We start from the raw sequence: 12,406 nt of genomic DNA on the forward strand, positions 1-12,406 counted from the left end.
CCTACCGACCGCTCCGCCCCGGTCCCTCCACCTACCGACCGCTCCGCCCCGGTCCCTCCACCTACCGACCGCTCCGCCCCGGTCCCTCCACCTACCGACCGCTCCGGCCCGGTCCCTCCACCTACCGACCGCTCCGGCCCGGTTCCCGCCGCCGGCCCGCGGGGGCTCTCGATAAATGGGTGGCGGGGGCGAGATGGACGGGGATAGCGTGAGCGCATGCTGTGATGGATTCCTGGGCACCTGCGGCCCCACCTCGAAGAACCACCTCTTGGCAAACAGCCACGTGGTTCCGGCGGCGCGTTCGATAGTCAGCGCGCTGCTGATGAGGTCGGTGGTGCGGATCCGGATCTGTCTCGCATTCCTGTGGGGGTGTTCCGGTCGGCTGTGATTCGCGGGTTCAGCCCTTCCGCCCCCGTTCATCCGTGCTCCACAGAACCCTGTCCCCGGCCTTCGGCCCAGCCACGTGACCCCGGTTCGCCCTGCTTCACGAATCGACCGTGGCGGGAAGTCCGGAGACTCGACTGCCGCTCCGTGGAGCTGAACTCGCACTCCCGCACCGGCGCCACCCCGCGCCGGCCGCGGAGTCGTCAGGAGGTTTCTCATGCCTGCTCAGCCGTTCTCCGTACACCTGAATCTCGACGATCTCGCCCGCCGGGACATCGCCGCCGCCCTGCACCGCACGGCACAGCCGGACGACACGTCGACCGGTCAGCCGTCCGACGCGGACTCCGCCCACCACGGCGCCCGCGACAGCCGTCAGGCCGCCCGCCGCCAGTCCGGCCGGGACCGTTCCGGCCGGGCCGCAAGCGCCGGCAGCGGTCGCTCCTACGCGTTCCGCCGCAGCTAGACACCTAATCGCAGTCAGGGTCTGCCTCCGTGGTGATTTCGGGCGCTCAGCACGCCCGAATTCACCACACCCACAACAGCGTGGTGATTTCGGGCGTCCAGCACGCCCGAATTCACCACACCCACAACAGCGTGGTGATTTCGGGCGTCCAGCGCGCCCGTAATCACCACACCACCAGGGGTGTGGTGACTTGGGGCGTCCAGCACGCCCGTAATCACCACACCACCAGGGGTGTGGTGACTTCAGGCGCCCAGCGCGGCTGAAGTCACCTGGCCAGACAAGTTGATCATCGGCTTTGCTGGGGCTGCCATCACGTCTGCCGAGCACCGTCTCCAGTCGCTTCGTGCGTCGGCGCCGTTGAGTCACTCGCGGCTTCTCCGGGGCCCGTCGCCGAGATCGGAATGGGTTCGGTGGCATTCCGGCCGCCCCGGCCGTCGCCCTCGGTCCGCCCACGATCCGAAAGCGACCGCGGACGACGGCACGACCGGCCCAGCCGTCGACCACGGCTCGCCTGCGAACCGAAAACAACCACGGACGACGGCCGGACGACCCCGAGCCGTCACCCACGGCCCACCCCAGAGCCGAAAACAACCGTGGACGACGGCACGACCGGCCCGGCCGTCGACTACGGCCCATTCCCGAGCTGAGAACGACCGTGGGCGCAGCCCAGTTGGGCGAACCGAGACAGCACGACACGGGCACGACACGGACGAGACCGGCACGGCACGAGCGACAAGGGCACGACACCGGACGAGACCGGGACCGAACGGGCGAGGCGGGCACGACACGGACGAAACCGGCACGGCACGGGCGACAAGGGCACGACACCGGACGAGACCGGGACCGAACGGGCGAGGCGGGCACGACGCGGACGGACACAGACGGGACGCGGACGACACGGGCGGGACAGGCACAGGCCGGGGCAGGCACCCGGGCTGGGCGTGCTCGGTGGGACGGACCAGGCAGCCCAGCCGGGGCCGTTGGGGGGACTGCCGGTCAGCCGAGCTGGGCGTACACGTCGTCGAGCTGGCCGTGGTACATGTCGCTGTTCGTGCCGAAGTTCGGGCCGCCGACGCGCATCGGGCGGTTGTTCTCCACCGACAGGGTGGCCGGGACTGGGGTGCGTTCGCCGATCACGTTGTCGACGGAGACGATCAGGTTGGTGCCGGAGCGCTGGCAGACGACGCGGTGCCAGTTGCCGTCGGCGACCGGCTTGGCGGACAGGGCCATGAACACCTGGCCGCTGCCGCGGGCGACCATCACGCACTGGGCGCGGCCGGTCTTGCCGCCGATCTGCATCTTCCACTGGCTGTCGGCGTTGGCCACGCCTTTCTGCATGACGTTGGCGGAGCCGTTCAGCTGGGCGCGGGTGAGGCGTACTCCGGCGGCCCAGGTGAAGTTGCGGGCGCCCGGGTTCAGGTCGGCGTCATCGGGGGCTTCGAGCAGCGCCCGGGCGCAGGTGGTGGCGCCGGCCGCGCAGGGGGCCGGGAAGGAGGCGAACCGGCCGCCGTCGCCGCTGGTGAATGCGATGACGCCGTTGTTGTTGGACCGGACGGTGAGGGCCCCGCCCCGGCCGGACAGGTCGGGGATCTTGCCGTCGGTGGCGCCGCCGTCGAACCCGTAGCGGGCCACTACCGCCGGGGCGGGCTCTTCGGCCGGGGCGGCCGCCGCCGGACTGAGGAACGCCGGGATGGCGAGGACGACGGCGAGCAGCGAGAGCCTGAGGATCTTCATGGGAGAAACATCCCCCATTGCACGGTTTAGTGGGATAAGTCCGTAAAAAGTAGATCGTTCGGGGTCAGAGCAGGTCACCCGCTTCGGCGATCAAGCAGACCGCCACGAGACGCAGCAGCGTCCAGTCCGCCCGCCCCCACGACGACCGCGACGCGGGCGCGGCGCCCGCCGACGGGACGGGCCGTCCCATCCGGACGGCCCCGGCCACGATGCTCCGTGCGTACGCCGCAAGTCCTTCAGCGTCGACGGCCCGGCCGGCCGCGCCCAGCGCATCGCGCACCGCGGCCGCGTGCTGGTCGATCCGGGCCAGCAGGGCCGGCTCGGCGAACGCGGCCGCGAGGCCGTCCACACCCACCCGCGCCATCATCTCGTCGAGGTACGCGCGGGCCGGGCAGAAGGCGGCGACGTCGGCGGTGATCGGGGCGAAGGCGATGTTCTCGTTCGTCATGCGGAGAACGCTAGAGGCCGCCGCCCGGTCACGACAGTGGCGTGACCGAACGGCACCTCAAGCGCGACCCCCTCACCACCCACCGCCACCGAACGCGCTCACGGGTAGCTCTCTGAGCTGCGGAAACGTCAGAGCGGAAGGGCGTCCATCGCTTTGTAAATCCGCTTGTCGGAGATCGGATAGGGGGTACCGAGAGCCTGCGCGAACAGGTTGATCCGCAGTTCCTCGATCATCCAGCGGATCTCCCGCAGGCCCTCCGCGGCCGGTCCGCCGGGGGGCGCCTCGGCCAGCAACTCCTTGTACTCCGCCTCGATCTCGTGGATCTGCGCGGTGAGCTGCCGGTCGCGGCCCAGGCCCGCGCCGACCCGGTCCAGCCGGTGCACGATGCCGCGCAGGTAGCGGGGCATGTGGTGCAGCTGGCGCCAGCCGGTCTCGGTGACGAATCCCTGGTGGACCAGGCCCTTGAGCTGCACCCGGATGTCGGCCAGGGCGGGCAGCAGCGTCGGGTTGCGGGAACTCTTCACCCGCTGCTCGACGTCGTAGGCGGTGGCCAGCACCGCCTGGACCTGGGTGACCACGTTCGCGACCGCGTCGACCAGGTCCTCGCGGACGTGGTCGCGCAGCGAGGCGAACTCGATCGACGACCAGACCGGGCCGCCGTTGTCGGCGACCAGTTTGTCGATGGCGGCGCCGGCGCAGTCGTCGAGCAGGTCGGCGATGGACTTGTTCGGGTTGGAGCGGGACAGTTCGAGTTTGGCCCGGTTGTCGAGCCGGCCCTGCAAGAACCGGGCGGCCGGCGGCAGGGTGAGCATCAGCAGCCGCCGGGTGCCGGCCGCCATCGCCGTCCGCTGGGACAGCTCGTCCTCGAAGACCTTCACCGCGACGCTGTCGCCCTCGTCGACGAGTGCCGGCCAGACGTTGACCTGGTATCCGCCGCGGACCTGGGCGACCTTGCGGGGCAGTACGCCGAAGTCGTTGGTGGTGATCCCCCGGCGTTCCAGGTCGCCGGCCGCGCGGGAGATGGTGGCCTGCACCTTGGGCGCCAGTTCGCGGCGCAGCACCTCGAGGTCGCGGCCCTCGCCGACCACCTCGCCGGCCTCGTTGACGATCCGGAAGTTCATCCGCAGGTGCTCGGGCACCTGGTCGGGGCGCCAGGCGTCGCGGGGCACGATGGTCCCGGTGAGCCGGCGCAGTTCGTCGCCGACCGCGTCGGGGAGCGGTCCGCGGCGGGCCGGGATCCGGCTGAGGACCGTTTCGGCCCAGTCCGGGACCGGGACGAAACTGGTGCGCAGCGCTTTCGGCAGGGCCCGGATCAGCGCGATCACCACGTCCTTGCGGAACCCGGGGACGGACCAGCCGAAGTCGTTCGCGTCCACCTTGTTGATCAGGTCGAGCGGGATCTTGACGGTGACACCGTCGGCGTGCGAGTTCGGCTCGAACGAGTAGTACAGCGGCATCCGGATGCCACCGGAGAGCCAGGCGTCCGGGAACGCGTTCGGGTCGACCGTGTCCCGGCCCGCGTTGACCAGGTCCTCACGGGTGAAGGTGAGCAGGTCGGGCGTTTCATGCCGGGCCTTCTTCCACCAGCCGTCGAAATGGCGGGCGGAGACCACCTCCGCGGGGATCCGGGCGTCGTAGAGCGCGTACACCGCCTCGTCGTCGACGGCGATGTCCCGGCGGCGGGCCCGGTTCTCGATTTCGGCGATCTTGCGGAGGAGGCGGTCGTTCTCGTCGAAGAACTTGTGGTGGGTCTCCCAGTCGCGTTCGACCAGGGCGTGCCGGATGAAGAGGTCGCGGGCCACTTCCGGATCGATCTTCCCGTATCCGACCCGGCGGCGACCGACGATCGGCAGGCCGTAGAGGGTGACCTTCTCGAAGGCCATCACCGCGCCCATCTTCCGATCCCAGTGCGGCTCGGAATAACTGCTCTTCACGAGATGCGGGGCGAGTTTCTCGGCCCATTCCGGTTCGATCCGCGCGTTCACCCGGCCCCACAGCCGGCTGGTCTCGACCAGTTCCGCGGACATCACCCAGCGCGGTTGCCGCTTGAACAGGGCCGATCCGGGGAACACCGCGAACTTGGCGCCCCGGGCACCGATGTATTCGCGTTTCTCCTGGTCCTTCATGCCGATGTGGCTGAGAAGACCCGCGAGTAGGGCGGTGTGCACCGGTTGTGGCGCGACTCCGGCCTCCCAGTCCTCCTTCAGGGCGAATCCGAGGGTACGAGCGACCTGCCGCAGTTGCGAGTAGATGTCCTGCCATTCGCGGACCCGCAGATAGTTCAGGTATTCCGAACGGCAGAGCCGGCGGAACTGGTTGCCGGACAGCTCCTGCTGTTTCTCCCGCAGGTATCTCCACAGGTTGAGATAGCTGAAGAAGTCGGACTCCTTGTCGACGAACCGGCTGTGCTTCTCGTCGGCCTGCAGTTTCTTCTCGGTGGGGCGTTCCCGCGGGTCCTGGATCGACAGTGCGCCGGCGATCACCATGACCTCGGCCAGGCAGCCCTGCTTCTCGGCCTCGATCACCATGCGGGCCAGCCGCGGGTCGACCGGCAGCTGCGCCAGCTGGCGTCCGAGCGGGGTGAGCTTGCGGCCCTCGATCGCGCCCAGCTCCTCGAGGAGCTTGATGCCGTCGGTGATGTTGCGCTGGTCCGGCGGGTCGATGAACGGGAACTTGCCGAGGTCACCGAGTCCGAGATTGGTCATCTGCAGGATGACACTGGCCAGGTTGGTCCGCAGGATCTCCGGCTCGGTGAACTCCGGGCGCTGCTCGAAGTCCTCCTCCGAGTAGAGCCGGATGCAGATGCCGTCCGAGGTGCGACCGCAGCGGCCCTTGCGCTGGTTGGCGCTGGCCTGCGAGACGGGCTCGATCGGGAGCCGCTGCACCTTGAGGCGGTGCGAGTAGCGGCTGATCCGGGCGGTGCCGGGGTCGATCACGTACTTGATGCCGGGGACGGTCAGCGACGTCTCGGCCACGTTGGTGGCGAGCACGACCCGGCGGCCGGTGTGCCGTTCGAACACCTTGTGCTGCTCGGCGGCGGACAGCCGGCCGTACAGCGGGACGATCTCGGTGTTGCGCAGGTCTTTCTTGACCAGGGCGTCGGCGGTGTCGCGGATCTCGCGCTCGCCGGAGAGGAACACCAGGATGTCGCCGTCACCGGCGCGGCCCAGCTCGTCGACGGCGTCGGCGATGCCGTCGATCTGGTCGATCGGCTCCTCGCGGATCTCGTCGTCGTCGTCCTCGAGGGTGGTGGTCACCAGTGGGCGGTACCGCGTCTCGACCGGGAAGGTCCGGCCGGTCACCTCGATCACCGGGGCCGGCTCGCCCGCGGCGTCGGCGAAGTGCGCGGCGAACCGCTGCGTCTCGATCGTCGCCGACGTGATGATCAGCTTGAGGTCGGGGCGCCGGGGCAGCAGCTCCCGCAGGTAGCCCAGGATGAAGTCGATGTTGAGGCTGCGCTCGTGCGCCTCGTCGATGATCAGCGTGTCGTAGCGGCGCAGCATCCGGTCGGTCTGGATCTCGGCGAGCAGGATGCCGTCCGTCATCACCTTGATCATGGTGTCGTCGCTCACCTGATCGGTGAACCGCACCTTGTATCCGACGGTGGACCCGAGCGGGCGGTCCAGCTCCTCGGCGATCCGCTCGGCCACCGTCCGGGCCGCGATCCGCCGCGGCTGGGTGTGCCCGATCTGGCCGCGGACACCCCGGCCCAGCTCCATGCAGATCTTCGGGATCTGGGTGGTCTTGCCGGAACCGGTCTCGCCGGCGACGACGACCACCTGGTGGTCGCGGATCGCCTCGGCGATGTCGTCCTTGCGGGCGCTGACCGGCAGCCCGGACGGGTAGCGCACCTCGGGGACCGAGGCCAGCCGGCTCTCCAGGCGCCCCTGCGCCTGCTCCACCTCGGTGGCTATCTCGGTGAGTGCGGCGGATCGAGCGGCGTCGTCACGGATCCGGCGGGTCCCCTCCAAACGGCGCTGCAGGCGCCGCTCGTCACGGGGTAGCAGGGCGGAGATCCGGGTGCGCAGCTCGGACAGGGCGGGAGGCGGCGGCGATATCGACATGGCGCAGCAAGGATAGGCGGATCCTCGCCGAAACGCCTGGTGATTAAGACCGCCCCGTGTCCCCGCCCCACCTTCGATCGATAGGCCTGGGGATGCATCGTCAACCGGGGAGGGACCGACAGTGATCGTAGTAGCCGAGGACCACGACGACATCCGCTACGTGGTGCAGCGTTCGCTGGAGCGCGCCGGGCACCGGGTGGTGGCCGCAGCCGACGGCGCGGCGGCCCTGGCGGCGATCCGGGAGCACCGGCCCGACCTGGTCGTCACGGACGTGGACATGCCGTATCTGACCGGGCTGGAGCTGTGCCGGGCGATCCGGGCCGACCCCGCCCTGCGGCACATCCCGATCGTGGTGGCCAGCGGCGCGCTGATGCCGGGCGACGACCGGGCGACGGCGGCCGGAGCCTCCGCCACCCTGCTCAAGCCGTTCGTCCCGGCCCAGTTGCTGGCGCTGGTCACGAACCTGCTGCCGCCCCGGGCCGCTTGAGGCCGGCCTGCTCGCTCAGCGACGTGCCCACCGGGGCCTCGTCGCGTGGATCGGTGTCCGGCTCGAAGCCGCCCAGGCCGGGCAGCATGCCCGCCTGCATGATCGCGGCTCGTTCGGCGAGCGCGCGGTCGAGGGCGGCACGGACCGCCTCGTCGTCCTGGTCGGTGTCGACCACGGGTTCCTCCTTCAGTTCGGTGACCGCGGCGGGCAGGGTGAAGTGGAAGCGGGCGCCCCCTCCGGGGTTGTCCTCCACACCGATCTCGCCGCCGTGGCGCTCCACGATGCGCCGGCAGATGGCCAGGCCGAGGCCGGTGCCGGCGTACCCCGCGGCGGCCTCGGTCCGGTGGAACGACTCGAAGATGCGCGGCTTCTCCGCGTCCGGGATGCCGATGCCGGCGTCGGCGACCTCGATGCGGACCAGCCCGGACACGGTCCGCTCACCGGACACCACGACCCGGGGTGTGCCGCCCGGCCGGACGTACTTGACCGCGTTGCCGATCAGGTTGTCCAGCACGTGCCGGATCATCGCCGGGTCCGCCTCGACCGGCGGCAGCGGCGACACCGACCACTGCGGCACGGGCCGGTCACCGGGGTGCGCGGCCCGCTCGGCGGCGATCTCCCGTGCCGTCCGGGTCAGGTCCACCGACTCCAGGCGCAGCGGGGCGTGCCGCGAGGTGGTGTACGCCAGCAGCGTCTCGATCAGCAGGTCCATCCGGTCCACGGTCGCGGTGATCCGCCGCAGTCCGTCGCGGATCTCGTCCGCCTCCGGGGCGCCGGCCGCGATCCCGGACATGTCCAGGTCCTCGAGGACCAGGTCGGCGTGTCCGCGGATCACGGCGAGCGGCGCCTTCAGGTCGTGCGCCACCACACCGGCGAAGATCGACAGGTCGTGCTCGTACCGGCGCAGGTCGGTGATGTCCCGGAACACCGCGACCGCGCCGCGCAGGCCCGCACTGGCGTCCAGCGGCCGGCCGTCCACGCTCAGCAGCACACCGTCCGGGCGGCCGGGGTTGCGGACCAGCATCTCGACGCCGTCCGGCGACTCGCCGTGCAGCGCCATCATCAGCGGCATCTCCTCCAACGGCATCGGCGTCTTGCCGTCCGGGCGGAACACGCCGTACTGCTCCTGCCAGTCCCGCGGTCCCCGGTGGGCGTCCACCTCCATGCCGAGGAGCCGGCGGGCCGCCGGGTTCTGCACCAGGAACCGGCCGTTCTCGTCGACCACGCTCACGCCGTCGCTGATGCTCGTCATGATCGCGCCGAGCAGGCCGGCCTGACGGCGGCTGTCCGCCTCGGCCTCCCGCAGTTCGGCGGTGGCCACCTCGACCTGGTCGCGGGCCCGGGCCCGGGAGGTGGCGAGCGCGTAGACAAGCCAGGCCAGCAGCACGGAGAAGACGGCGCCGGCGACCAGCGCGAGCCGCGGGGTGGCGCTGCCGGCGCCGGGCAGGCGGCCGGAGTCGGCCTGGGTGACCAGGGTCCACCGGTGGTCGCCGACCTCGAAGCCCGACGACCGGGTCAGGTCCTTCTCCCCCGGCACGGCCCGGTCGGCGACGGTCACCCGGCTGCCGTCGCTGTTCGTGACGATCAGGCTGCCGCCCAGGTGTCCCTGCCCGACGGTGGCCAGCACCCCGGTGAGGAAGTCCCCGCTGCGCAGGCCGAGCACCACCCAGCCGCGGAACTCCGACTCGTTCTCCCGGGTCCAGACCGGCGCCGCCAGCACCAGCGACTGCTGCTGCCCGCCGGCCGGCAGGGTGCGGTCGCGCAGCAGCACGTAGGTGTCGGAGACCGTGGTGCGGTGCAACCGGCGGGCGTCCTCCATGGCCATCGCCGGCTGCGCCACGGTGACCAGGTCGACGCCGGTCATGCTGGGGCCGGTGACCTCGGTGAGCTGCCGGGCGTAGATCGAGAAGTAGTGCTCGTCGCCGGTGCCCTGCGGGCGCAGGACCAGGCCGGAGGCGCCACGTTCGCGCCACCGTCTCTGGGCGGCGGCCACGTCGCCGGTGCGGACCGGCACGACGTACGCCACCCCGGCGGCTCCGAGGAGACCGGCGTCGGCGAGCGGCGCGCTGGCGACGTCGTAGTCCTCCCAGCTCGGCTCGGCACGGGTGGAGAACCCGGCGGCCAGGGTGTCCAGCAGGCCCCGGTACCGGTCGATCTCGGTGCGGACGGCGGCGAGCGCCATCTGGTGCCGTTGATCCATCACGTTCCCGGCCCGGTCCCGCTGTGCCTCGCGCAGCACCACGGACACCGCCGCCGAGATGACCAGACCGGCGACGAGCACCACGACGGCTGCCAGCGGACCCGCGGTCCGCGGCGCACCGGGATCGCGTCGCCTCACCATACGGAGCGTAAGCCGCAGAACGCCCCCACCGGCCACGTTCAGCCGACGAGGGCGTTCCCCGCGACGATCACTTCCAGGTGTCGTACTGGTAGAGGTTCCAGGTCTTCATGATGCCGGTGACCTTGGCGACGTAGGCCGGGTCGGTGGCGTACCCCGCCTTCCAGACCTGCTCGATGAACTTGTCGGCGTTCTTCGTGTACGTGAACGCCGGCGCGTACCGCTTGTTGGTCTTCAGGAAGTGACCGTGGTCGCGGAACGAGGCTGCCATCGAGGCGTAGGTCCGGAAGCCGTCCTGGATCTGGAAGCACTTGCCGGCCTTGTCGCACTCCGTCGTGGTGACGACGTGGCAGCCGGTGGCGTGCACCCCGAAGCTGCCGTTCTGGCACTTGATCCCGAAGTAGTTCTTGTCGACGGACGACAGGCTGCTGCGGCCCCAGCCGGACTCGAGGATCGACTGGGCGAGGGTCACCGACGCCGGGACGCCGTACTGACGCCAGCCGGCCTGGGCGCCGGGAACACCGGCGGCGATGAACTGCTGCGGGGTCAACTGCGGCGCCGGTGCCGCGGGTGCCGGAGTGGTCGTGACCGGAGCCGGCACGACCGGCGTGGTGCCGGCCGGGCAGGCCTTGACCGTGCCGGAGATGACGTACGCGTGCGAGATGTAGCTCCCGGTGGACAGCTTGTCCCACTGGGTGGTCGTGCGCACGGTGCCGGAGACCTGGACTCCCTGCACCGAGCAGACCAGCTTGACCGTGGCGGCGTTGCTCACCTTGCCGGTCACCGCGAACACCGTGGACGGGCCCTTACGAAGGTTGACCCCGCCGGCGGAGCTGCGGACGGTCCCGGTGACGTACGTCGCGGCAGCACCGGCACGTACGTCGCCGGTGCTGCCGCCACTGGCGAATGCCGCGGTGGGCGCGAGCACCCCCACGGACCCGGCGGCGAGGACCAGCAACGAGCCGGCCAGCAGGCGTCGGGTTGAGCTCAAGAGGCCCTCCTTCGGTCGACGACGTCGTCGAGTACGAAGGTGCCGCCCGCACGTTGCACGCGGGGCTGCCGCACGGGTGCAGAACCGTTGCCTTCCACCGCCGACGGGGTGATCCGGAAGACAGACACGGTTGGAAACCGGCAGCGGAGGGGAAACCGGACGTCAGGCAGCGTTCGAACGAAGCGACGGACCGCCGCCTCGTTTCCGCATCAGGGAGGCACCATGTCCATCTCGCCCGACGACACCCGCCCGGCGGCCACGCCGATGCAGCCCGGCGCCCCGGCCGTTCCCGCCGCTCCCGGCACCCCTGCCGTTCCCGGCACCCCGGCCGTTCCCGCCGACGCGGCGGCTCCGCTGACGACGCCGGACCCGGCCGTCGCCACCGGCACCCCGATCCCGCCCGGCCCGGCCGGCGTCCCGGCGGTGCCCGCCCAGGCGTCCGCCGCCGACACCGTGGCCGGACCGTCCGTGGTGGTCGGCACCTACCCGGACTACGCGATGGCGCAGCAGGCCGTCGACCACCTGTCGGACAACAAGTTCCCGGTGCAGCGCACCCAGATCGTCGGCACCGACCTGCGCCTGGTCGAGACGGTCCTGGGCCGCCTCACCACCGGGCGGGCCGCGGTGGCCGGCGCGGCCAGCGGCGCGTGGTTCGGTCTGTTCATCGGTCTGCTGTTCGGCCTGTTCAGCGACTCCGGCTGGTTCGGCGTCATCGTGACCACGGTGCTGGTCGGCGCGATCTGGGGCGCGGTCTTCGGCGCCATCGCGCACGCCGCGACCGGCGGCCGCCGCGACTTCACCTCGCGCAGCTCGCTGCAGGCCGCCCAGTACGCGGTGCTGGCCGACGCCGAGGTCGCCGACGAGGCCCGGCACCTGCTGGTCAGCCTGAACTGGCGTGCCTCCGGCGCTGAGTGAGCACGAGACTCGACGACGACGGCAGCCCCGAGGATTCCTCGGGGCTGCCGTCGTAGATGCCGGAGGCCGTTCTAGTCGGCCAGCTGATGGCGCAGCTTGGAGAGCGCCTTCGTGAGCAGCCGGGACACGTGCATCTGGGAGACGCCGACCTGGTCGGCGATCTGCGACTGGGTCAGGTTGCCGTAGAACCGCAGCGTCAGGATCTTCTGCTCCCGCTCGTCCAGGGCGGCCATCGCCGGCCCCAGCGCGACCCGGGTCTCGGCGATCTCGAACTCGTGGTCCTCGTCGCCGAGGGTATCGCCGAGCTCGGTCGTGCCGTCGCTGCTGATCGGGGTGGAGAGGCTGGTCGCGTTGTACGCCCGCGCGCCCTCCAGGCCCTCCAGCACCTCTTCCTCGGTGATCCCGAGGTGGACCGCGATGTCGGCGACCGTCGGCGACCGGCCCAGACTGTGGGTGAGAGTGGCGTTGGCCTCGGTGATGGCCAGGCGCAGTTCCTGCAGGCGGCGGGGCACCCGGACGGACCAGGTGCGGTCCCGGAAGTGGCGCTTGATCTCACCGATGATGGTGGGGATGGCGTAGCCG

The 12,406-nt window shown here is 70.9% G+C and carries 9 protein-coding genes; 3 read left to right on the plus strand and 6 right to left on the minus strand.

Features of this window, described 5'->3' with window-relative positions; all coding sequences use genetic code 11:
* Positions 1–601: 601 nt before the first annotated feature.
* Positions 602–847, plus strand: a complete 246-nt coding sequence (locus WH85_RS44435) for a hypothetical protein (RefSeq protein WP_045748247.1) — start codon at positions 602–604, stop codon at positions 845–847.
* Between the two features lie 996 nt (positions 848–1,843).
* Here the strand turns inward: WH85_RS44435 and WH85_RS44440 are convergent.
* The 3 genes from WH85_RS44440 to hrpA form a co-directional block, all read right to left on the minus strand.
* On the minus strand, positions 1,844–2,581 hold the full coding sequence (locus tag WH85_RS44440; protein ID WP_045748248.1) for a LamG domain-containing protein: 738 nt from the start codon (positions 2,579–2,581) through the stop codon (positions 1,844–1,846).
* 64 nt (positions 2,582–2,645) lie between these two features.
* Positions 2,646–3,029, minus strand: a complete 384-nt coding sequence (locus WH85_RS44445) for a DUF6401 family natural product biosynthesis protein (RefSeq protein WP_045748249.1) — start codon at positions 3,027–3,029, stop codon at positions 2,646–2,648.
* A gap of 128 nt (positions 3,030–3,157) precedes the next feature.
* Positions 3,158–7,093 (minus strand): ATP-dependent RNA helicase HrpA, encoded by a 3,936-nt coding sequence (hrpA, locus tag WH85_RS44450; RefSeq protein ID WP_045748250.1) that lies wholly within the window; start codon positions 7,091–7,093, stop codon positions 3,158–3,160.
* Positions 7,094–7,214: 121 nt separating this feature from the next.
* Between hrpA and WH85_RS44455 the strand changes: the two genes are divergently transcribed.
* Positions 7,215–7,580, plus strand: a complete 366-nt coding sequence (locus tag WH85_RS44455; RefSeq protein ID WP_045748251.1) for a response regulator — start codon at positions 7,215–7,217, stop codon at positions 7,578–7,580.
* Here the strand turns inward: WH85_RS44455 and WH85_RS44460 are convergent.
* Both WH85_RS44460 and gsmA read right to left on the minus strand, forming a co-directional pair.
* A complete protein-coding gene (locus WH85_RS44460; RefSeq protein ID WP_245674364.1) occupies positions 7,549–9,918 on the minus strand; it encodes an ATP-binding protein in 2,370 nt (789 codons plus the stop codon). The genes WH85_RS44455 and WH85_RS44460 overlap by 32 nt on opposite strands.
* Positions 9,919–9,988: 70 nt before the next feature.
* Positions 9,989–10,909 carry a sporangiospore maturation cell wall hydrolase GsmA gene (gene gsmA, locus WH85_RS47965; RefSeq protein WP_052721266.1) on the minus strand — a complete coding sequence of 307 codons (921 nt, stop codon included), beginning with the start codon at positions 10,907–10,909 and terminating at the stop codon, positions 9,989–9,991.
* A 354-nt stretch (positions 10,910–11,263) separates the two neighbouring features.
* Here gsmA and WH85_RS44470 point away from each other — a divergent pair, with 354 nt between their 5' ends.
* Positions 11,264–11,824, plus strand: a complete 561-nt coding sequence (locus tag WH85_RS44470; protein ID WP_045748255.1) for a YflT domain-containing protein — start codon at positions 11,264–11,266, stop codon at positions 11,822–11,824.
* Between the two features lie 71 nt (positions 11,825–11,895).
* Here the strand turns inward: WH85_RS44470 and WH85_RS44475 are convergent.
* The coding region (locus WH85_RS44475; RefSeq protein WP_045748252.1) for a sigma-70 family RNA polymerase sigma factor at positions 11,896–12,406 on the minus strand (511 nt) is incomplete at its 5' end.

Origin of the sequence: Actinoplanes rectilineatus, assembly GCF_000962825.1 — a bacterium.
Taxonomy (GTDB): domain Bacteria; phylum Actinomycetota; class Actinomycetes; order Mycobacteriales; family Micromonosporaceae; genus Actinoplanes; species Actinoplanes rectilineatus.

Bases quoted from the DNA above. Each gene is read 5' to 3' on its own strand.
- WH85_RS44435 (WP_045748247.1), top strand. From the start codon at position 602: ATGCCTGCTCAGCCGTTCTCCGTACACCTGAATCTCGACGATCTCGCC.
- WH85_RS44445 (WP_045748249.1), bottom strand. From the start codon at position 3,029: ATGACGAACGAGAACATCGCCTTCGCCCCGATCACCGCCGACGTCGCC.
- hrpA (WP_045748250.1), bottom strand. From the start codon at position 7,093: ATGTCGATATCGCCGCCGCCTCCCGCCCTGTCCGAGCTGCGCACCCGG.
- WH85_RS44440 (WP_045748248.1), bottom strand. From the start codon at position 2,581: ATGAAGATCCTCAGGCTCTCGCTGCTCGCCGTCGTCCTCGCCATCCCG.